The organism is Psychrobacter sp. AOP5-GZ1-6 (assembly GCF_052376345.1).
Taxonomy (GTDB): Bacteria; Pseudomonadota; Gammaproteobacteria; order Pseudomonadales; family Moraxellaceae; genus Psychrobacter.
Map to the genome: position 1 here is coordinate 1 of NZ_JBQSVP010000033.1, position 21542 is coordinate 21542.

General features: G+C 43.0%; 19 protein-coding genes. 7 read left to right on the top strand and 12 right to left on the bottom strand.

Going from position 1 to position 21542, the window contains the following annotated elements; translation table 11 throughout:
• The first annotated feature begins 121 nt into the window (after positions 1-121).
• Positions 122-1123, top strand: coding sequence for an LLM class flavin-dependent oxidoreductase (locus tag ACT3RN_RS06470; RefSeq protein ID WP_192992463.1), 1002 nt, complete (start codon positions 122-124; stop codon positions 1121-1123).
• 48 nt (positions 1124-1171) lie between these two features.
• Entirely contained in the window at positions 1172-1318 is a 147-nt protein-coding gene (locus ACT3RN_RS06475) for a hypothetical protein (RefSeq protein WP_192518591.1), read from the top strand.
• Between the two features lie 150 nt (positions 1319-1468).
• Here the strand turns inward: ACT3RN_RS06475 and ACT3RN_RS06480 are convergent, their stop codons facing one another.
• The 4 genes from ACT3RN_RS06480 to ACT3RN_RS06495 form a co-directional block, all read right to left on the bottom strand.
• Positions 1469-2308 (bottom strand): ABC transporter ATP-binding protein, encoded by an 840-nt coding sequence (locus ACT3RN_RS06480; RefSeq protein WP_192518592.1) that lies wholly within the window; start codon positions 2306-2308, stop codon positions 1469-1471.
• A 14-nt stretch (positions 2309-2322) separates the two neighbouring features.
• A complete protein-coding gene (locus tag ACT3RN_RS06485) occupies positions 2323-3309 on the bottom strand; it encodes a FecCD family ABC transporter permease (protein WP_192518593.1) in 987 nt (328 codons plus the stop codon).
• A 173-nt stretch (positions 3310-3482) separates the two neighbouring features.
• Positions 3483-4370, bottom strand: coding sequence for a heme/hemin ABC transporter substrate-binding protein (locus tag ACT3RN_RS06490; protein WP_225739087.1), 888 nt, complete (start codon positions 4368-4370; stop codon positions 3483-3485).
• Between the two features lie 98 nt (positions 4371-4468).
• Complete coding sequence (locus ACT3RN_RS06495) at positions 4469-5623, bottom strand: ChuX/HutX family heme-like substrate-binding protein (RefSeq protein ID WP_192518594.1); 1155 nt, start codon at positions 5621-5623, stop codon at positions 4469-4471.
• A 439-nt stretch (positions 5624-6062) separates the two neighbouring features.
• Here ACT3RN_RS06495 and ACT3RN_RS06500 point away from each other — a divergent pair, with 439 nt between their 5' ends.
• Positions 6063-8318 (top strand): TonB-dependent receptor plug domain-containing protein, encoded by a 2256-nt coding sequence (locus ACT3RN_RS06500; protein ID WP_192518595.1) that lies wholly within the window; start codon positions 6063-6065, stop codon positions 8316-8318.
• Positions 8319-8509: 191 nt separating this feature from the next.
• Here ACT3RN_RS06500 and ACT3RN_RS06505 read toward each other — a convergent pair whose 3' ends face one another.
• From ACT3RN_RS06505 to ispF, 5 genes are all read right to left on the bottom strand, one after another.
• Entirely contained in the window at positions 8510-9469 is a 960-nt protein-coding gene (locus ACT3RN_RS06505; protein WP_192518596.1) for an AEC family transporter, read from the bottom strand.
• Positions 9470-9690: 221 nt separating this feature from the next.
• On the bottom strand, positions 9691-11586 hold the full coding sequence (mnmG, locus tag ACT3RN_RS06510) for a tRNA uridine-5-carboxymethylaminomethyl(34) synthesis enzyme MnmG (protein WP_192518597.1): 1896 nt from the start codon (positions 11584-11586) through the stop codon (positions 9691-9693).
• Between the two features lie 278 nt (positions 11587-11864).
• Positions 11865-12395, bottom strand: coding sequence for a hypothetical protein (locus ACT3RN_RS06515; RefSeq protein ID WP_192518598.1), 531 nt, complete (start codon positions 12393-12395; stop codon positions 11865-11867).
• A gap of 178 nt (positions 12396-12573) precedes the next feature.
• Positions 12574-12924, bottom strand: coding sequence for a Grx4 family monothiol glutaredoxin (grxD, locus tag ACT3RN_RS06520; RefSeq protein ID WP_192518599.1), 351 nt, complete (start codon positions 12922-12924; stop codon positions 12574-12576).
• Between the two features lie 139 nt (positions 12925-13063).
• Entirely contained in the window at positions 13064-13564 is a 501-nt protein-coding gene (gene ispF, locus ACT3RN_RS06525) for a 2-C-methyl-D-erythritol 2,4-cyclodiphosphate synthase (RefSeq protein WP_192518600.1), read from the bottom strand.
• A gap of 380 nt (positions 13565-13944) precedes the next feature.
• Between ispF and mnmA the strand changes: the two genes are divergently transcribed.
• From mnmA to ACT3RN_RS06540, 3 genes are all read left to right on the top strand, one after another.
• On the top strand, positions 13945-15171 hold the full coding sequence (gene mnmA, locus ACT3RN_RS06530; RefSeq protein ID WP_192518601.1) for a tRNA 2-thiouridine(34) synthase MnmA: 1227 nt from the start codon (positions 13945-13947) through the stop codon (positions 15169-15171).
• 93 nt (positions 15172-15264) lie between these two features.
• Positions 15265-16668, top strand: a complete 1404-nt coding sequence (gene purB / locus ACT3RN_RS06535; protein WP_192518602.1) for an adenylosuccinate lyase — start codon at positions 15265-15267, stop codon at positions 16666-16668.
• A gap of 104 nt (positions 16669-16772) precedes the next feature.
• Positions 16773-17426 (top strand): DUF2238 domain-containing protein, encoded by a 654-nt coding sequence (locus ACT3RN_RS06540; RefSeq protein WP_192518603.1) that lies wholly within the window; start codon positions 16773-16775, stop codon positions 17424-17426.
• A 24-nt stretch (positions 17427-17450) separates the two neighbouring features.
• Here ACT3RN_RS06540 and ACT3RN_RS06545 read toward each other — a convergent pair whose 3' ends face one another.
• A complete protein-coding gene (locus ACT3RN_RS06545; RefSeq protein WP_192518604.1) occupies positions 17451-17630 on the bottom strand; it encodes an NF038104 family lipoprotein in 180 nt (59 codons plus the stop codon).
• A gap of 141 nt (positions 17631-17771) precedes the next feature.
• Here ACT3RN_RS06545 and ACT3RN_RS06550 point away from each other — a divergent pair, with 141 nt between their 5' ends.
• On the top strand, positions 17772-18944 hold the full coding sequence (locus tag ACT3RN_RS06550; RefSeq protein WP_192518605.1) for a cupin domain-containing protein: 1173 nt from the start codon (positions 17772-17774) through the stop codon (positions 18942-18944).
• A 94-nt stretch (positions 18945-19038) separates the two neighbouring features.
• Here ACT3RN_RS06550 and guaD read toward each other — a convergent pair whose 3' ends face one another.
• Positions 19039-20481 carry a guanine deaminase gene (gene guaD, locus ACT3RN_RS06555; RefSeq protein ID WP_192992433.1) on the bottom strand — a complete coding sequence of 481 codons (1443 nt, stop codon included), beginning with the start codon at positions 20479-20481 and terminating at the stop codon, positions 19039-19041.
• 43 nt (positions 20482-20524) lie between these two features.
• The gene (locus ACT3RN_RS06560; RefSeq protein WP_192992434.1) at positions 20525-21535 is read right to left on the bottom strand and encodes an XdhC family protein; all 1011 of its coding nucleotides are present in this window, start codon (positions 21533-21535) and stop codon (positions 20525-20527) included.
• Between the last annotated feature and the right edge of the window lie 7 nt (positions 21536-21542).

The window sequence follows — 21542 nt, forward strand, 5'->3', positions numbered from 1 at the left end:
TTATATTCATAATAACCGCCCCATTATGTTAAGGGTCAAGCACTCAATATTTTGTTATGAGCAGCCTATAAGACTGTCAACAAAGTCATGAGTGACTTTAACTCTATAGAACAGGTGACTTATGAGTACAACCATTCCCTTATCATTTTTAGATCTGGCCCCCGTACCTGAGGGTAAAACCATTGCAGAAGGCATTGCCCAAACGGTTCAAACCGCGCAACAAGCAGAAAAATCTGGCTTAAACCGCTATTGGATGGCAGAGCATCACAACATGCCTGGTATTGCCAGTGCAGCCACGTCCGTATTGTTGTCACACATTGGCAGCCAAACCCAGCGTATTCGTATTGGATCAGGCGGCATTATGCTGCCCAACCATGCCCCGCTCATGATTGCCGAGCAATTTGGCACTTTGCAAGCGCTCTATGGTGACCGTATTGACTTGGGTTTGGGCCGTGCACCTGGTACTGATGGGGCGACGTTTCAGGCGTTACGCCGTCAGATGCAGGATGCTGATCGTTTTCCTCAAGATGTGCAAGAGTTGATGTATTTTTTGGGTGATAATACTGATAACAGTCAAGTACAGGCATTTCCAGGTGCAAAATCAAACGTGCCAGTTTGGATATTAGGATCATCCACGTTTGGCGCATCGCTAGCCGCTCACCTAGGACTGCCCTATGTGTTTGCCTCACACTTTGCACCGCAAATGCTGACGCAAGCGCTTGCAACGTACCGTGAACAGTTCAAACCATCGGCTTATTTAGAAAAGCCTTACGTAATGCTCGCGGCAAATTTATTACTGGCTGATGATGATGCCACCGCGCAATACCACTTTACCTCAGCGCAGCAAAGCTTTGTACGTTTGCGCCGCGGTGAAACAGGTCAAATACCAAAGCCTACTCACGATATGGACAGTGTCTGGAGTCAAGCAGAAAAGACAATGGTAGACAATGCGTTGTCGGTATCATTTATTGGTTCTGTCGAAACCGTTAAACCAAAACTTGCTGCCTTTGTTGCCACGCACCAGCCCGACGAGCTGATTGTCACTGCCAATATTCATAACCAAGCCGCACGCCTACGTTCACTTGAACTTACAACTGAACTAAATTTGTTTACTTTACAATGATATAGGACGTTTGCATAATTATTGATACACCCTAATAAGAAGAAAACTATGGACGCTTCTACTTTTATTGGTTCATCAATATTTTTGTACATTGTCGCATTTATCGCAGTCATGTGTATCGGCGGTTATTTGACCTACCGTACCAGTCCAAAGCATAAACAACGCCGTGAAGACAAGCGTAACAATCGTCAGTAGCTTAATACTTAAGCATCAAGCTTAGGTATCGAAATCAGGTATCGGCTAACGGCATTTTCTGTTTCAGAAAAAACCTCTTTATCGTTATATGACAAAGAGGTTTTTTTAGTTGGAGCGTATCCTCAGTCTGAACATTAAATATTAAACGGACTAAACAAACACCAAACCATCTTCAGTTTGATGAGCTTTAATATCCACCTGATAAACAGCACTCAGCTGTTCACTAGTCATCACCTCATTAGGTGTCCCTTGTGCCACAATATGACCTTCATCTAACAATACTACTTCGTCCATATAACGATGAGCATGCGTAAGATCGTGCAGCACAACAAGGATACTTCTGCACTGATATCGAACCAAATCAGACAAATACTGGAACAAAAAACGCTGATGACGAATATCCAAATGATTGGTCGGTTCATCAAACATCATAATTTGAGTGTCTTGCATCAGCGCACGCACGATAGCCAAACGCTGTTTTTCGCCACCTGATAGCGTCTGTACACGAGCACCAATCAGTGAGGTCAGCTCAAAATCATGAAGTAAATTATGCGCACGGCTAATATGTTTACCATTTGGATGTTGATACCATGCCAGATTGGGTGACACGCCAAGCAAGGCATAATCCAGAACCGTTAATGGCAACTCAAATCGTTCGTGTTGTCCAACCCAAGCGATATGGCCGCGCCTGAGTATCTCAGCGATGGGCTGATCTTGAACCATGATTTGACCGGCTGTCTTAAGACCGACACCCGTATGCTGATCTAGTATCGAATGCAGCAGCGTGCTTTTCCCAGCACCATTTGGGCCAATAAAAGCAACCAGTTTTTGGCTAGGCAATGCTAGCGCGTCAATACTCAATAGTATTTTATCACCATGAGTGATGTGAATATTTTTCATGGACAATAACTGGCTAGTGTTATTGTGCAAGCTATCTTCTGTGTTTATAGACGACTCTTTTGCCGTCAAGGAAAAAGGTAAATTAAACATATGTCTCACTCATATCAACGACGGCTACTACGGACAAACAACCAAATAAAGAATGGACCACCAAGCAGCGCCAGCACAATACCAACAGGCACATCTACTGGATAAGCGATGTGGCGAGCCATACCATCAATAACAAGCAAGAGCATCGCGCCTAGCCACCCTGACCAAATCATCAGACGCATGCGCCCACCACCGAACAAGATAGCAAGTAAGTTCGGTACCATCATTCCAATAAAACCAATCACACCCGCCAAAGACACCGCCGCCCCTGTTAGCAATGCAGACGCGACAACCACCATACAACGTACCACTCCTACTTTAATACCTAAAGACTTTGCCGCCATCTCACCAAGCATTAGACCATCCAGCTGCCGTCCTAATGGTAATAAAATCACTAAACCAAGCACCATAGATATAATAGAATATCGGAGCGGCACAAACCCTGCCTCCGCCATACTGCCAGATAACCAATTGGTCGCACTGCGCAAGACCATATCATCAGACATAAATAAAATAAGACTCACGATCGCAGCACAAAATGCACTGATGACAAAGCCTAAAATCAGCAATCCCATTTGACCACCACCCAAAAACCGATGACAAGCCAAAATAAATAAACACACCAACACACTACCGGTAAATGCAGCAAGCGGTATACCGATACCACCAAACCCTAATGCCAATACTAGAACAACACCAAGCGCAGCACCACCTGACGTTCCGATTAAACTGGGATCCGCTAAAGGGTTTTCAAATAAGGCTTGTAGTGCAGCCCCACTAACAGACAACGCCATACCAACCAATAATGCAGTCGCCACCCGTGGATAACGCAGCTGCCAGATAGTCTCATCGAGATGAGCAGGATTTGACCATTCGCCAAAACCAATACCGAGTCCCAACCAAATAAGCAGCAATGATGCTAAGGCCGCAAAGATGTAATAGACGCTATATTTATGTTTACGGGCTTGAGCAGGCGCTGCCGCGGTAATCGTATTTGCCATATGACGTGTCGTTATATCAAATATAAGAGGTTAAATGCTAAAGATTACGCTGTTAGTCAGAGAACTACTAAACCGTTACGGCGTTACCCTTCCTAAATGTAATGTCTGTACGATCTATAGTCGGCTGCCTTGTAGCCATTTTAAAATTCTTTGACTATAGTCAAAAACGTCAATTATTTTGCGACTGAATTGAGTTTTTTAAGCACTTTCGGTGAGTTTAAACCGTAACGTAAAAACTCATCTGCTGGCCAAAAGTATACCCCACCCTTTTTACCTGCAGCACTGGCCGCAATTTCCGGACGTTGGCTAAACTTCTCGACGCCACCGACCACGGCTTTGTTATGATCAGCGATGATAATGACATCAGGTTTAGCAGCGAGCCAACCTTCGCGTGACAATGGTTTAAGCCCTGAAACGTTGGCAGCGTTGATACCACCAGCGCGACGTATGAGCTCATCACCAACGGTGCCCTTTCCAGCGACAATACGGCCATCGTAGCTGAGCAAGTAACGCTTACCCGTTTTGGCCATCGGTGTCATGCCTTTGTTCCAGCTATTAGCAAGTGTGTTGCCTTGAGTTTTTTTGCCAACGTAATTACCAATGGTCTTAATACTACTGATAAAAGTAGCTACATCTTCTTTAGGAGCGACATTGACGGCTTTGACATTTAAACCATTCAAACGCTGATAGACACTAGACGGTTGCACCATATAACTACCAAGCACCAAATCGGGCTTGACTGCCAGTACGGACTCAGCGGTGATATTGCGATGCATACCGACTGTTGGCACATTTTTTAAGGCAGGGTTGCTATTGGTTGCATTTTTACCAACCAACTTATTGGTAGCACCAAGCGCAACGATGACATCGGCGACATCTGGACTCATAGCCACAATACGATCATAAGCTTGTGCGGACAATGATGGTATAGCAACAATACTTAAAACCATAGTGACGGCCATGATTCGTTTTGAGTCATATTTTTTATGGCTTAGTACTTTATCGCTTAGCACGTTATTAGGTAATAAAGATGTAGAAAAGAAAGACATCGGGGACAGCATAAATGTTCCTTGTTTTAGCATTCAGCAATAGCAAATCGCAACCACACTTTAAGCAATGACAATATTAATCATGCATGTGACTCATTACTGTAAATAGTTTAGGCAAACTGCTCAGCCGATGCAGAGACGATAGCGGCTGTATGGTTGTCTGATGCAACACGGCTATCTTCTGCATATTCTGTAGCGATATCTGCTGCAATGGTTTGCCACGCCTCAAGCTCAGGCGTTCCCTCGATACGCTGACCAAACACACTAAATACGCTCGTCCCATAACGATCAAAACCTTCAATGCAAGTCACGATGCCATCTTTGGTCGGACGTTTGACGCACCAGGCTTGCGCCAAACCTTTGTCTTTTAAATGTAAGGTAAAATTAGTCTCATTTTTATCAAGAATATTGAACCAATCGCCTATGCGCTTAAGGGTATGTACTTGTCCAGTTTGAATCTGCACGATGCCGCTATTACCCACAAAGATCATAATAGAACATTGAGCGTCTCGTGCCTGCTCAAAAGTAGCAGCAACAGCATCGATATTTAGCGACTGTGTCATTCCCGCAGGTGCTTGACGATAACTACTGGCACGATCAATATCTAGCTTTTGTAATAAGCCATGAAACTGATGCACATCGGTCATTCCAAGCCAACCTTGTTGTAACTCTTGACATTTATCATTGCTCAACGCCTTATACTGCCAACCCTTAAGGGCGGTCGGTGCCGTTAAAGTAAGCTCATCAGTACTGACCGTCCCAAACTGCTGTGCAATCATATCTTGCCAGCGCGCGATATTATCCTCAGTCAATTCACGTAAATACACCTTATCAATTGCTGCACCCTGCTCATCATAAAACTGAATACTATAAGACAGCTTATCTGGGTTGCTGGTGTCAGTAACGGCAAGCATATGCTGCCAACGCCACATAAAAAAGCGCAAATCCAAACCACCAACATTGAGCGCCAAACCCATCTTTTCACCAAGCTTTAAATTATGATATTGCGCGGTTTTTTCGTGCACAGCCAATCCATTTCTGACGATACTCTCTACTTGACCGAAGCTCTCAAACTGCTTCAAAACCTCTTTGTATTGAACACCAATATATTGGCTAAAAGGTGACGCTAACATCAACTCAAACTCACTGACACCTAACGCTTTCGAGCCTTCAGTCGGAAACAGCATCGGAACTTGTGTTTTTTTATTTTGATATTGTTGCCAAAGCTCGGTATTTTTTTGGGTTAATGATAGTGATCGACTCATAGTAATATCCATAAAATAATCAGTAATGACACAACGAATAATTTCGTGTCTATCTATTTAAGAAGGAATGTGCGGGTTTGATCATAGAAGTGCCTGGTTGTGAATATTCAACACATTCCAATAGGGCTTGTCATTAAAAAAGACAATAAAAAAGCGATGAATTCTGATGGTAAATGATGTTTGCCTTTTTTCATATTGACACAGAATAAGGAACATTATGACCATCTTCACTTAAAATGTAAATGATAATAATTATTATTTACATATTGATAATCATTCTTATTAGTAATAATATACCCCTGTTCTGTTGCTAAAGTTAGTTCATTACGTAACCTGCCGTCAGTTTATGTTCTGCCATTTTTTAGCTCACATCTTAGCTAAAAATATTTTTGACGACACATTCTTTCTATCTTTTACTCTTATTGTGGTGGTTTTACTCATGTCTATATTCACATCCAAATCACTTATCACGCGAAAAACAGTACCAAACCTAGTGTCAAATTATGCAAACGCAGCGATACGTCAACCACTACTTAGTCGTCACCCCTTGGCCATTGGTATCGCATTAGCCCTATCAGTATTGACACCACTATCAGCACAAGCGGCATCATTAGAAACAAAGGCATCACTCAGTAACACCAATAATGACACCAATAATGACATAAGCAACGACACGACTGACGATCAAGGGATGCCAAGCGCCCAACTCGATCCTATTGTGGTGACCGCTACCCGCTCAGATCGTACGCTCAGTGATGCCCCTGTACGAGTACAGATATTGAATAGGCAAAAACTAGATGACAACCATGCACACACATTAAAAGATGCCTTAGCGCTTCTGCCCAATGTTTATCTTAGCGAAGTGCACGGCAAAACTGGCTATCAAGTTAGTATGCAAGGATTTACTGGTGACCAGGTATTGGTGCTCATTGATGGCTTACCCATTACTGCCAGTACTAACTCAACCGTCAATCTAAACCAATATATGAACGTGGATATCGAACAGATTGAAGTCGTACAAGGGGCGGCCTCTGCTCAGTTTGGTAGTGCGGCGATGGGCGGTGTTATTAATATTATTACCAAACCTATCAGCGAGACAAAAGGACATATCACCACAGAAATCGCCAGTAATGGTAAACAAAACCCATCTGGCAATAATTTCGATGCAAATAAGCGCTATGTAGAAGCCAGTATCGAAGGGGCATTGGATGAAGGTAATCGTATACATGCCAGACTATCTGGTTCTTATTTAGACGATGCAGGCTTAAGCTTAGATCCAGATGCATGGGCGCAGCTAAAAGATGCCAGTGAGCAGTCACAGGTTAGCGCACGCTTAAGCTATACCCCTGATGGTCAATCAGACAAAGCAATTGATAGTAAAACAGTTAATAGCGAGGAAAATACTCGTTTAATCAGCAACTCACAATACTGGGTAGAGGCAAGTCAATATAAAGAAGACGACACTAGCCTCTTTGATTACTATTCCAAAGGCAATTATCTAGATTATCAAACCAATGAAGATATCACCAGACAGCGGTTTAGCATTGGTGCCCGTGCGGATATTGCCCCGCATAGTAACGACCGTAGCAAAACCTATAAGCTATCAGGGCAAGCATTGTATGAAGACTATCAAAGTGATTCGGAGTCTAAAAATGGGCAAACGGTTACCACAGATCGTGATACCAATATCACCACTACCCTTGCACAAGCTCAGCTTGATTTTCCTGCATTAGTACTGTCTGATGATCATACTCACCTGTTACAAATAGGTGGACAATTACAAAAAGACGAGTTAACCCAGACCAACAACCAAGTCAGTGAGCTGACTGAAGACGATGTCAGCCGTGATGTGGGTGAAATGTACCTACAAGATGACTGGCTCATTGGTGATAATTGGGAGATTCTGAGTGGCATCCGCTATCAAGATGACGAGGATTTTGGTGATCACGTCGCACCAAAAGTAGCAGTCAAATACAACTATCTAGATGCCAGTGGTCGTGAGCATAGTTTCCGCAGTAGCATCGGTGGTGGTTACCGTGTACCTAACCTAAAAGAACGCTATTATATTTTTGACCACAGTAATTATGGCTATAAAGTAACGGGCAATAGCGAACTAGAGCCTGAGACTTCAACCAGTTATCAAGTTGGCTATCAAAGTCAATTAAGTGATACCCTCAACCTCAGTATTAATGGTTTTTATAACGACATCAAAGACTTGATTCAGGTTGATGACGCAGTCATTGTGAACGGTATTGCTGTTTATAAATACATGAATGTTGAGAGTGCAGAAACTTACGGCGGTGACATCGGACTAAACTGGTGGATTGATGATAATGCTAAGCTCCAAGCAAACTATGCTTACATTCACACTCATAACAATACAACTGACAGTGAGCTCACCTATCAGCCAAATCATAAGGCAATGCTGGCACTTGATTATCAGATTAACGATCAGGTACAGCTCATTCCTCGTCTCAATTACGAATCAGAGCAGCTTATTGATACCAGTGAGCAATCTTACTCGCCATCATGGTGGACATTTGATACGAAGATTAATTATGACGCCACTGCAAACTTAAGCCTTTATGCTGCCATTAATAACATTTTCGATGTTCAGCGCGACGCGTTCGATGATAACGACTATAGTCCTCTTGATAACCGTGAATGGCTAGTGGGTGCCAGCTATCATTGGTAATAAAAATTAGCGACTATCCTGACCATCAGACAGCACCTTCTTATATAAGAAAAAATCCAGTATCACTATTGCGATACTGGATTTTTTAATGATACTTGATCATCAAACCAGAACGTGTTGAACATTCGAAAAATTAGAATAACAAGGCTACTCTTACTTTGAGTACTTGGTATAAAAGTCGATATCAACTCTTACATCCACCCTAGTCCACGTAATATGGCTGCCCCAACGGCCATGCCAAACATACCAACCACGGTGGTAAATGCTAAAATATTGGCTGCTAAGATCGCATTACCACCCATGGCTTTGGCCATGACATAACTGGCAGCCGCAGCAGGTGACGCCACCATCAAAAACAGCACACCCATATGCACGCCTGATAAACCAAATGCCAAGCCCACACCAATGGCAACCAATGGTGCAATGATAATTCGGCCAATACTCGCCTGCATCGATAACCCTGAAGGATGTAACATAGATTTCATATCAATACTGGCACCTGCACAAATAAGGGCAAGCGGTAGTGCAACAGCGGCCAATAAATCACCCGTGGTATGAATCACACCAGTGAGTGGTGGTAATGGCAGGGCTTTATAAATAAAGGCACTGACCAGCGCTAAAATAAGGGGATTGGTCAGTAGCTTTTTACCTATCATGACGCTGCGGCTGTGCCAAGTATCATTCACACTCTTAGACACACGGCTCAGTGTAATCACCGCTAAGATATTAAATAGGATTGTCACCACACCCATATAAACCGCACCGATACTCAAGCCGCTCTCACCATAAGCGTTGGCCACGGTGGCTAGACCTATAATGGCCATGTTACTACGATATACGCCTTGCACAAAGACACCTTGGTCAGCAGGTTTGCTAACAAAGCACTTGGCGTAAATCTCTGCACCAATAAATAGAATAAAGGTGACTAAAATGCCGGCAATAATTAAGGTGATTTGCTTGGCATAATCAACATCACTATCAACCAGACTAAAAAACAGCAAACAAGGCAAACAGTAGTTAAAAACGAAGCTTGAAGCTTGATCGACAAAGACCTTACTCGCCTGCCCCTTTCTTTGCATAAAAAAGCCCAACCACATTAAGGCAAGGTTGGGTAAAACGATGGTAATGGCAAATACAATGGCATCAAGCATAAATAGGCTCAGTTCGGTAGTATGCCCACCATAGTATGGACATCAGCGAGATAAATTAGCAAATAGTAAGACGTTTTTCTGACTTAGTATAGAGAGAATGCAGCAAGTAAGACAAGGTTACAGACTGCTTTCTTTTAATGAAGATTCTATTTTGAATAAATAAAGCCCATAACAAAAAATTGCTATGGGCTTTTAGACACTATTTATATAGCATGAAACTGCTATGACTCTAATGCTGCCTTCGCTTTTTTGTGCTTTTTGACTGTCATGGCTAGCAGCTGAATGGCGGCAGGTGTCACACCACTCACTCGTCCGGCTTGGGCTAAAGTCGAAGGACGAACTTGCGTGAGCTTTTGCACAATCTCATTTGATAAGCCAGAGACTGCACTATAATCAAAGTCCATCGGTAGCGCGGTATTTTCTAAACGCTTCATCTGATCAATATCTTCTTGCTGACGATCAATGTAGCCTGCGTATTTGACAGAAATCTCAATCTGCTCGCCTACTTGCGTATCGACCTGCGAATCAGTGATGGCAGCGATATCAGCAAAATGTATTTGCGGACGCTTGAGCAAATCATAAGCAGTCGCTTCTTTTGATAACACTTCACCCGTTTGCTCAGCAACCTGTTTGCCTAGCGCGTTGCCAGGGGTTGCCCACATGTCTTTTAGACGTGACGTTTCTGAAGCGATGGCTTCCATTTTTTCTTGATACGCCTGCCAGCGCACATCATCTACCAAGCCCAGTTTACGCCCAGTCTCAGTCAAGCGTTGATCGGCATTGTCTTCACGTAACAATAGGCGATATTCGGCACGGCTGGTAAACATACGATACGGCTCAGTCGTACCATGAGTAATCAAATCATCCACCAATACGCCTAGATACGCTTCATCACGGCGCGGTGTCCACACATCAAACTCGCTGTTATCTTGGGTTTCTAGAGCGGCGTTTGTACCTGCTAACAAACCTTGCACGCCCGCTTCTTCATAGCCAGTCGTACCGTTGATTTGACCAGCAAAATACAAACCATCGATAGACTTGGTTTCAAGCGTTGGTTTTAAGTTTTGTGGATCAAAATAATCATATTCAATCGCATAGCCCGGACGAGTAATGTGCGCGTTCTCTAACCCTTTCATACTATGAATAAACTCTAATTGCACATCAAATGGTAAGCTGGTCGAAATACCATTTGGATATAGCTCATGCGTGGTCAGACCTTCTGGCTCGATAAATATCTGATGGCTGTCTTTGTCTGCAAAACGATGAATCTTGTCTTCAATCGATGGACAATAACGTGGACCCACGCCTTCGATTTTGCCAGAGAACATCGGCGAGCGATCTAGGTTCTCACGGATAATGTCATGGGTGCGCGCATTGGTATGCGTGACATAGCAATTGACCTGCTCTGGATGCATAGACACATCACCCATATAGCTCATCACTGGTAGTGGCGTATCACCTGGCTGAACCGTCATCACACTGAAGTCAACGCTACGTGCATCTATACGAGCTGGCGTACCTGTCTTTAGACGCCCTACTGGTAGTTTTAGCTCACGCAAACGATCGGCCAACTTAATAGAAGGTTGGTCACCTGCTCGCCCACCTTTGGAATTCTCTAGACCAATATGGATAACGCCACCCAAAAACGTTCCTGAAGTTAATACCACAGTTTGGGTTTTAAAAATGATACCCGTTGAAGTGACAACCGCTGTAGCACGACCGTTTTCGACCAAAATATCATCGGCCGCTTGCTGAAACAAATCAAGGTTTGGCTGGTTCTCTAACGTATGACGAATAGCGGCTTTATATAAAATACGATCTGCTTGCGCACGTGTGGCACGAACAGCAGCGCCTTTACGGCTATTCAATACACGAAACTGGATACCTGCTTTGTCTGTCGCCAGCGCCATCGCCCCACCTAACGCATCTATCTCACGCACCAAATGCGACTTACCAATACCACCAATCGCAGGATTACAGCTCATCTGCCCAAGCGTCTCGATATTATGGGTCAATAACAAGGTCTGCGCACCCATACGCGCAGCTGCCAGTGCAGCTTCTGTGCCAGCATGACCACCACCGATCACTATCACGTCGTAATGTTTTGGGTATTGCATATATGCCTCACTTGACTCATAACGTCACTATTGGCCAAAAACCATTACCACCAAAAAATCATGGTTAAATAATAGGATAATCAGCAAATAAACGTCAGTCGGGTTTAGAAAAGTTAACGACTTGAATAAGCCGTTAATTATTGATTAGATAACCCATCATTATAACAATTTTTTTCAACTTAAAAAACGTCACAGCAAAAACTATTAAAATTCAGTTATAAAATAATGCTCAGTTGCAAAGCCTATCTATCCATAAAGCCTGGCTATCAACATGGGTCTTACTTACCAGGGCTAAGTGGTACGACTTGATCTGACTGACCACTAGCAAGCATATGCTGACTGCCATAGCCTTCTGGATTGATTTGCAGGTACGCATTCATTTGACCAATCGCATCACCATCATCACTGGCTAAAATTTGCGCTTTAATCAACTCAACTGGCGGCAATGGCAAGTTTTTTAGTAATGCGAGACGCTGCTGGTTATCACCTTTGCCCACGACCAGCTCTATAAGCTGACGGGCGTCAATCGGTAAGTCAGGCGTGTTCTGAGCCAACAAGGCCAAATGATAAGCACCTGCAGCATCTTGATCTGCGACAATACGTTGCTCAATAGCAATATAAGTTGCTTCTGTCGCACCACCCGCCACACTAAGCTGATGAATGCATTTCAACGCTGAATATGGCTCATTAGCCGCTATCTCAATAATGCGTGTGGATTCGTTGGTTAAGCGTTCGCGACGTTTTTCGATTTCTGCTTGCTCGGCAGCTTCTGCCTCAATGGCTTGTTGCTCTATTGATTGACTACTCATAACACTCTCTTATTATTCGTATTTTTATGATGTTCAACACACCTTGTTCTTAAGTCATATATGGGGTCGAAATAGACAAAAACAATAAAAGCCCGAGCGACCACTGAAGGACTGGCTCGGGCTTTTATACATAACACTTATAAGCTTAACAAAAAATCTTAAATAAGCTATATAGCAACTAAGCGGCAGGACTGTTTGCTTCAATCAACGGCTTTAGCTCACCTGATTGATACATTTGTAAAATAATATCAGAACCACCCATTAGCTCACCATCAATCCACAGCTGTGGAAAGGTTGGCCAATTGGCAACTTTAGGCAAAGTCGCACGGATTTCTGGGTTCTCTAAAATATTAACAAACGCAAACGGGCGACCAATTTGAGTCAATACTTCAATAGAACGTGCTGAAAAACCACACTGTGGAAATTGTGGCGTGCCTTTCATGTAAATAATAACTTTATTGTCTTTAATTTGATCACGGATCAGCTGTTCAACATCGTTTGCAGCAGTATTTGGGGTTTGCTCAGTCATAAAAGCTCCTATTGATAAAGCGGTTCATTGAAAACAGTTATTTATATTAAAAATATAATTGAGTAAAGAGATGGCTGATACATGGGGTAGTCGTCACCATATTACAAGTATGATTATATATTGGTTAAACCAATAATGGTTAAACCTCAGCTATATGAGGAACTAATAATACCACGGCACTCGCCATGATGCCCTCTTGACGACCTGTAAAGCCCAATTTTTCAGTGGTCGTCGCTTTAACACTGATATTATTCACCGCTGTTTGTAAATCGCTGGCGATATTTTCACGCATGTCTTGACTGTGTGGCGCAAGTTTTGGACGTTCGCACATCACCGTAATATCAGCATTACCTAGCGTATAACCAGCTTCTTGTACCTTACCATAGACATAACGTAATAATACTCGTGAGTCCAAGCCAGCATGTGCTGCATCGGTATCAGGGAAGTGCTGACCGATATCACCCAGCGCAAGTGCACCAAGCAATGCATCAGCGAGCGCATGCAACACCACATCGCCATCAGAATGTGCCAATAGACTATGACTATGCGCAATAGGCACACCTGCTAATATGACATATTGCTGCTGCTGACCATTATTATGGAAAGCATGGACATCGATACCTTGACCAATTTTTATCATTATTATTCCAAATTAATTGAGCATGATTAAAATACTTCAAAACTACTATGGTTAGCTCGATATAATCCGGATACAGGGAAGCCAAGTCAAAGCACTACAAATAGTAGGCTGAGTGAGGCTGACACAGTATCCAGTTTATAGAGGATGAGCTATATCTGAATTTTTAAAGGTTTTTTGAAGGCAGTAAGCCGCCATAGGTCGCCACCAGTTTCAATTAACTGGTATAATATGACGCTTATTTTATCATAATACCGAATCCAAAAGATGAGGTGACAGTGTCAATTTGGTCAACTTACTAAATCTATTAGTTTTAGTAAGCAGTATCAGTTTGTAGGGTCATATCAAATTTTACATTAAGGTATAAATAGTTGAGCCGTCTTATGTCAGCCACCCAAAATACATCAAGCATACCCGTTTCTGATTCTTTCAGCGCCCAGCGTACTTTGACGCTTGCCGATATCGATAATCCTAGCAGCAAGCATGTGATTGTTGGTATGTCAGGTGGTGTCGATTCTTCTGTGTCTGCCGTCCTACTTCAGCAAGCAGGGTTTAAGGTAGAAGGCCTGTTTATGAAGAACTGGGAAGAAGATGATGGTACAGAATACTGTACAGCGATGGATGACTTAGCTGACGCACAATCAGTGTGCGATAAAATTGGCATCAAACTACATACTGCCAACTTTGCGATGGAGTATTGGGATCGCGTTTTTGAACACTTTTTAGCCGAATATAAAGCCGGTCGCACACCCAATCCTGATATTTTATGCAACAAAGAAATCAAATTCAAAGCATTTTTGGACTATGCATTGACTCTGGGTGCTGATTATATTGCGACTGGTCATTATACGCGCCGCAGTGTGAATTACACCAATGCTGATGGCGATGAAGTCGCTCAGCTATTACGTGGTCTGGATAATAATAAAGATCAAAGCTATTTCTTACATGCGGTAGGTGGTGATAAGCTTGCCAAGACGCTATTTCCAGTGGGTGAAATTGAAAAGCCTGTTGTTCGTCAAATTGCTGAAGAACATGGCCTAATTACTGCCAATAAAAAAGACTCTACAGGTATTTGCTTTATCGGTGAACGCCGTTTCAAGGACTTTTTACAACAGTACTTGCCTGCCCAAAAAGGCGATATTGTGACCGACGATGGGCATACTATCGGTACTCATGATGGTCTGATGTATTACACCTTAGGTCAGCGTGGCGGTATCGGTATCGGCGGTGTCAAAGATCGTCCTGAGGAGCCTTGGTTTGTACTGGCAAAAAATTTGGATAAAAATCAGTTGATCGTCGGTCAAGGACACGAACATCCAATGATGCTCAGTAATGAGCTGACGGCTTATAAAATGGATTGGGTAGATGGTTTGCCACCTAGCGATATTTTTAGTCTAAAAGGTTTACGCTGTATGGCCAAAGCACGCTATCGCCAGCTAGACCAAGCGTGTCGCGTTTTTGCGACAAGTGATGACGGAAGCGACGTCCGCGTTATATTTGATAAACCACAACGTGCTGTCACTCCCGGTCAGTCAGCCGTTTTTTATATCGATGATGTCTGTTTGGGTGGCGGTGTGATTGAATCTATCGATGCGCCATGTGGGTTTTAACTCACTCGATAGTCATCTAAATGGGCTACATCGTTTAATTTATTATCTTTTTTCTTTCATTTTTAATTCTCAACAACCATTTAAAGGATCATTATGACCACCTCTTTTTCTGCCTTGACAGCCCTTTCTCCAATCGACGGTCGTTACGCGTCTAAAGCCGACAGTTTACGTCCTTATTTATCTGAATTCGGTCTGATCAAAGCTCGCGTCACCGTTGAGATTCGCTGGTTGCAGTCATTGGCTGATAATAGCGCTATCGGCGAATTGGCAGCATTTGATGAGGCAACGAATGCTTTTTTAAATGCTATTGTTGATGATTTTAGTGAAGCAGATGCGCAAGCCATCAAAGACATCGAAGCCACGACCAATCACGATGTAAAAGCAGTTGAATACTTTATCAAAAACAAATTTCGTGGTCAGGACGCACTCATTGATTCACTAGAATTCATCCACTTTGCTTGTACCAGTGAAGACATAAACAACTTATCATATGCGTTGATGCTAAAAGACAGCCGCGAGATTGTGGTTGCTAAAATGCAGCAAGTAACCGATAGCATCGTTGATTTGGCCATCAATCATGCCGAGCAGCCTATGTTGTCGCGCACACATGGTCAGACAGCCAGCCCAACGACCCTTGGCAAAGAAATGGCAAACGTGGCCTATCGCCTAGCCCGCCAAATCAAACAAATTGGTCAAGTTGAGCTATTGGGTAAAATCAATGGTGCGGTTGGTAACTATAACGCTCATTTTTCAGCCTATCCTGATGTAGATTGGCAATCACATGCTGAAGCATTTATCAATCAGCGTTTGGAGCTAACCTTTAATCCTTACACCACTCAGATTGAGCCACACGATTATATCGCTGAGCTATTTGATGCGGTCAAACGCTTTAATACTATCTTGATCGATTTTAACCGTGATATTTGGCAATATATCAGCTTAGGCTATTTCAAACAGCGTCTAAAAGATGGCGAAGTGGGTTCTTCTACCATGCCGCATAAAGTCAACCCGATTGATTTTGAAAACTCTGAAGGTAACTTGGGCGTTGCCAATGCCATGTTGGCACATCTGGGTGAAAAGCTACCAATTTCACGTATGCAGCGTGATTTATCAGACTCAACCGTACTGCGTAATATCGGTGTTGGTCTGGCACAAAGCATGATCGCTTTTGATGCTTGCTTGAAAGGCGTTGGTAAACTTGAACTAAATGCACAGCGTTTGAATGACGACTTGAACAATGCACAAGAAGTATTGGCTGAGCCGATTCAAACCGTGATGCGTCGCTACCGTGTGGAAAACCCATATGAGAAGCTTAAAGCATTGACCCGTGGTAACGCCATGACTCGCGAAGCTATGCTAACGTTTGTTGAAAGTGATGAACTGTCTACCGTGAGCGACGCTGACAAAGCACGCCTACGTGACATGACACCAGCGACTTATATTGGTAATGCCACTGAGCAAGCCCTTACCATTAAAGATTGGATTGCCAAGCTTTAACCACCATTAGCCATTCGACTAATTACTAGGGCGTGTTCTCATTTTTATCACTATTTTTAAAATGAGAACACGCCCTAATAGCAAGCAAAAAGTAAGTGAGCAAAATGCAGCGAAATTTTAAATCTGTGGTTGTCAGTACTGTTGCGGTATTCATCGTAATGGTGCTGGCAAGTATTGAGCCTCTAGAATGGTCAAGCTACCTACTACATCAGTTGGGTACCTTGATTTTTTTAGGGTTGATGCTGCTAGCCTATCGCTATTGGCATATTAGCTCGCGCGCCTATACCCTCGCTTCGATATTTCTATTCATTCATATTATCGGTGCGCGTTATCTATACTCATATGTGCCCTATGATGATTGGACACAGCTCATATTTGGCGTCAGCTTAAACGATTTATTTGGTTGGCAGCGGAATATGTATGACAGGCTAGTACATTTTAGCTATGGGCTTTTGCTGTTCAGTGCGATGGTTGAGAGCTCAAAATTTATCTTTAAGATATCATCCATCAAACTTTTGATAGCCATTGCGCTCATGGTTAACATGTCATCCAGTTTGCTCTATGAGCTATTAGAATGGGGAATCGCCACCACCTTATCGCCAGAAGCAGCAGAAGCTTATAATGGTCAGCAAGGTGATGTTTGGGATGCCCACAAAGACATGGCATTAGCATTACTCGGTGGACTTATTGCTGCAAGTACTCTTTTATACCAAACTCGTAACGAGACAATAGAATTAGAATCACAAGCAAATCGTTAATACAAACCATAAACGAACAACGAATTAGTTATCTTCATCATCGCTATCACCCGGTATGATGGCTTTACCCACTGCAACCGTACCTTTCACCACACCTTTCGTGGTTTTGTAAGCGATTTTAGCAGGTACAGTCACAAGCTTATGTACACAGCCTTGTATTAAGAACACACTGGCAATAATGACGATAAAATGTAATTTTTTCATAAATTTCCTACCATTGATTGTATGCTCTGATAGTAATTATTATTAGCCATCAGATAGGTGATAATCATAAACTATTAAAACATTCCTATAAAGCAATCATCACCATTAATCTTATATCTATATAAAGACACGGATTTACTCATGAATTCTATACCTCTATGCTTGCCAGCCTCTATCACTGCTGAACAATTCCTAGCAGAATATTGGCAAAAAAAACCACTGCTGATCAAGCAAGGCTTGCCACAGCTGGTCGGCATGTTTGATCCTGATGATATGCTAGGCTTAGCGCTAGAAGAAGATGCTTCAGCACGCCTACTGACCCAGTCTGCAACCAAGACTGCTGGTCAACCACAGTGGCAGCTAAAAAAAAGCCCATTGACTGAAACAGATTTTGATAATTTACCTGAACAATGGACAGTTTTAGTACAGAATTTGGAACAATGGTCGCCTGAGCTGGGTCAATTGTGGCAAGCTTTTGAGTTTGTTCCGCAGTGGCAGCGTGACGACATTATGGTGTCGTATGCGCCCGAAGGCGGATCAGTAGGCAAACATTATGACGATTATGATGTGTTTTTGGCGCAAGGTTATGGTCATCGTCGTTGGCAGTTGGGGAAATTTTGTGATAAAGACACTGAGTTTGTCGCTGATGAGCCCATCAGACTCTTTGATGATATGGGTGACATTATATTTGATGAAGTCTTAGAAGCAGGTGATGTGCTTTATGTACCACCTAAATTATCACATTTTGGCATGGCACAAGATGATTGCCTGACCTTTTCGTTTGGTTGCCGTCGTCCCAATTTGATGCAAGTCATCGATAGCATGGCTGATATCGCAACCAACGACAGCGATTTATTCATACCAATGTTATTGCCACAAGCGCTACAAGCATCAGGTGAGCTACAAGCTGACAGTATCGAAGCCATTAAAAACCAATTATTGCAAATGCTGCAATCTGAACGTGGTGACAACATCATTCGTCAAGCAGTGTCTGAAGTGGTGAGCAAGCGTCAATATGATGTGCTCGTACCAGAAGAAACGTTGAATACGGACGAATTGATGCAAGCCTTGGCTGAAGGCGCAACACTGCAAGCCGACTATAATAATCGCTTAATCTACAGCCAAACTGATGATGGCATCCTACTATATGCAAACGGTCAACGTATTGATGGCCTAGATGATACCGCAACGGCGGTATTGATACGCTTGGCCAGTGGCGAGCATTTAACCAGTCAAGATGTCGCGGGTGTTGACATAGATGATTTAAGCGAATGGCTAGAAAACGGCTGGGTTTGGATCGATTATCCTGAATAACGATACAACCCTAACAAATGAAGTATCGTTAAAAAACACGCTCAAAGTCTGTTTATTAAAGCTATAAATAGACTTTGAGTCGCATTTAAACGATCTATACAGTTACCGATTTTTTATAACGATTCACGCCGGCGATAACGGTCTGCTCAATTACCCTGTCATCTCCCATCATCATCAATACAAACAATTGCTCTTCAAGTGACTTGGTATGCGTCATGCGCCGCTCAAGCAACTCCGTACCACCCATATTTATCACAACAAAATCAGCTTCTTTGTTCGGCATAAAATTACCGATTTTATCATCTAGTAATAATGACTGAGCATTGCCTAATGTAATTTGGTACAACCCTTGATGGGCTGATAATGGGTTTTTCTGTAGTTGCTGAACTTTATAAGCTTCTGATAAAGTCGCCAGCATCGATAAGCTGGTCCCTGCCCCTACATCAGTGGCGATACTCACGCCCGTATAACTCAAGGTTTTGGACAAATCGAACAGACCACTGCCCAAAAATAAATTGGAAGTTGGACAATGCGCTATTTGAGTGCCTGTATCGCGTAACACCTCATATTCTGAAGTCTCAAGGTAGATACCATGTGCCAATGTGGTTCGTCTACCGAGTAAGCCCATGTCGTGGTAAACGTCCAGATAACCTTTGTGATTGGGATACAGCTCACGGACAAAAGCGATTTCATCAAGGTTTTCTGCCAAATGTGTTTGCAGATAAACACTATCGTAACTGCGGTATAGCTCACCTGTCATTTGCAATTGTTTTGGTGTTGAGGTAATTGCGAACCTTGGCGTAATGGCCACATGCTGACGCCCATGCTCATGCCATTGATCAATGATATTCTGCGTATCTCGTATACCTTGTTCAGTAGACACACAAAGATTCTCAGGTGCGTTTTGATCCATCAGTACATTGCCCGTAATCATACGCGTATTCAGCCGGGCACTTTCCGTAAAGAACGATTCTACCGATTGCGGATGACTGGTCGAAAACACCAATGCACTCGTCGTACCGTTGGCAAGCAATTGGTTCAAAAAGAACTGTGCAGTATCATGGGCAACCTTTGGATCACCAAAACTGGCCTCAGTGACAAAGGTATAATTATTGAGCCAATCCAGTAACTGCTCTCCAAAAGCAGCCACCATATCTATCTGTGGATAATGTACATGCGTATCGATAAAGCCCGGCATAATAAGATTGTGCTTACAGTCATGAATTTGTACTGGCGCTTTATTTTCTTGCTCACTCTGGTTGGCATACTGCAACATCATTGATGCACAATTTCCATAATCCACGACTAGACCTGTCGTATCATCGACCACCAATGCACCATCAGCAATGTACTCAGGATAAATATTTACACCAGCAATCACAGGCTGTAATGTAACGTTTTTCTCTACTGCTGTAATATTTAAAGGACTGGGGTTTTTCAAACCCTCTGCCGCAGTGTTTGTTTTTTTAGATCTGGCAGCTAAGTCATCTTCGGTAAGGTAGTGCAGTAACTGTGCTTGATAAATATGTATGGTCATAAAAAATCTCAAATTAAGGTGTATCAGTTATATAAAGTGATATTTACGACTGATGATAAAGCTGCAGAACTTGGGCAACGATGGAGATAGCGACGGCCATTGGTTCTTTGCCACCAATCTCAAGCCCAATTGGCATGGTCAATTTATTAATTACTTGCTCACTATAACCACGCTGAAGCAAGCGAGTTCTAAAACGATTTTCTTTGGTTTTTGAGCTAATACAGCCAAGATAAGGCATAAACTGTAATGCACTATCATCATCGTCAGTATTGGCCTCATGAGAATCTGCATCCATCTCTAAAGAGAGATCCAATGCAGCACGCACCAACTCAAAATCAAGACTATGATCATGCGTCATGACCAAAATAAAATACTGAGTACCTTTGTTTACTGAATTTACTGATGCATATTGGCGACTTTTATCAATGAATGGTCGAATGAAATCCACAGGATCTTCTTCAATATGTGGACGGATATGTGCAGGAAGTTGATAAGTGACGGGTTGGTCCAGCGTATCTATACCCCTCTTTACGTATCGTTCAAACATTTCAGCTCGGCTATCCACCCAGTCTACTTGACAAGGTAACTCAGCAAGTAAACTCATTAACGAGGCGGCTACGTGTCCAGCACCGAATACCAATAACGACATCGGCGGCGTCACGTTAAAACACTCAAACATCACAGTGACACTACCACCACAGCACTGCGCCAACTTGGCACCTAATGGATAATGCTTGGTGTATACCACATCGCGGCGGACAGCTTTGGCTTTTTCAGACCTGCCTTTTTTTGAGGGTTTAGTATCATTGGATGCATCTGTATCTAGCTCACCTTTCAGTAGCTTCCTAGCCGTTATCGTCACATCATGCTCAAGACTGCCACCACCCAATGTGTCACAGCAGTCATCAAGCGTAACAATCATTTTAGACTGCAACTCTCGAGGTGCTGAGCCATTGACAGCAATGACCGTGGCCAAGACATGCGCGACACCCTGATTTTGATACTGCGACAGTCCCTCATACCAACGCCTTGGCGCTGGTACCAAAGTTGACATACTCCCG

Bases quoted from the DNA above. Each gene is read 5' to 3' on its own strand.
- ACT3RN_RS06470 (WP_192992463.1), top strand. From the start codon at position 122: ATGAGTACAACCATTCCCTTATCATTTTTAGATCTGGCCCCCGTACCT.
- ACT3RN_RS06475 (WP_192518591.1), top strand. From the start codon at position 1,172: ATGGACGCTTCTACTTTTATTGGTTCATCAATATTTTTGTACATTGTC.
- ACT3RN_RS06480 (WP_192518592.1), bottom strand. From the start codon at position 2,308: ATGTTTAATTTACCTTTTTCCTTGACGGCAAAAGAGTCGTCTATAAAC.
- ACT3RN_RS06485 (WP_192518593.1), bottom strand. From the start codon at position 3,309: ATGGCAAATACGATTACCGCGGCAGCGCCTGCTCAAGCCCGTAAACAT.
- ACT3RN_RS06490 (WP_225739087.1), bottom strand. From the start codon at position 4,370: ATGCTGTCCCCGATGTCTTTCTTTTCTACATCTTTATTACCTAATAAC.
- ACT3RN_RS06495 (WP_192518594.1), bottom strand. From the start codon at position 5,623: ATGAGTCGATCACTATCATTAACCCAAAAAAATACCGAGCTTTGGCAA.
- ACT3RN_RS06500 (WP_192518595.1), top strand. From the start codon at position 6,063: ATGTCTATATTCACATCCAAATCACTTATCACGCGAAAAACAGTACCA.
- ACT3RN_RS06505 (WP_192518596.1), bottom strand. From the start codon at position 9,469: ATGCTTGATGCCATTGTATTTGCCATTACCATCGTTTTACCCAACCTT.
- mnmG (WP_192518597.1), bottom strand. From the start codon at position 11,586: ATGCAATACCCAAAACATTACGACGTGATAGTGATCGGTGGTGGTCAT.
- ACT3RN_RS06515 (WP_192518598.1), bottom strand. From the start codon at position 12,395: ATGAGTAGTCAATCAATAGAGCAACAAGCCATTGAGGCAGAAGCTGCC.
- grxD (WP_192518599.1), bottom strand. From the start codon at position 12,924: ATGACTGAGCAAACCCCAAATACTGCTGCAAACGATGTTGAACAGCTG.
- ispF (WP_192518600.1), bottom strand. From the start codon at position 13,564: ATGATAAAAATTGGTCAAGGTATCGATGTCCATGCTTTCCATAATAAT.
- mnmA (WP_192518601.1), top strand. From the start codon at position 13,945: ATGTCAGCCACCCAAAATACATCAAGCATACCCGTTTCTGATTCTTTC.
- purB (WP_192518602.1), top strand. From the start codon at position 15,265: ATGACCACCTCTTTTTCTGCCTTGACAGCCCTTTCTCCAATCGACGGT.
- ACT3RN_RS06540 (WP_192518603.1), top strand. From the start codon at position 16,773: ATGCAGCGAAATTTTAAATCTGTGGTTGTCAGTACTGTTGCGGTATTC.
- ACT3RN_RS06545 (WP_192518604.1), bottom strand. From the start codon at position 17,630: ATGAAAAAATTACATTTTATCGTCATTATTGCCAGTGTGTTCTTAATA.
- ACT3RN_RS06550 (WP_192518605.1), top strand. From the start codon at position 17,772: ATGAATTCTATACCTCTATGCTTGCCAGCCTCTATCACTGCTGAACAA.
- guaD (WP_192992433.1), bottom strand. From the start codon at position 20,481: ATGACCATACATATTTATCAAGCACAGTTACTGCACTACCTTACCGAA.
- ACT3RN_RS06560 (WP_192992434.1), bottom strand. From the start codon at position 21,535: ATGTCAACTTTGGTACCAGCGCCAAGGCGTTGGTATGAGGGACTGTCG.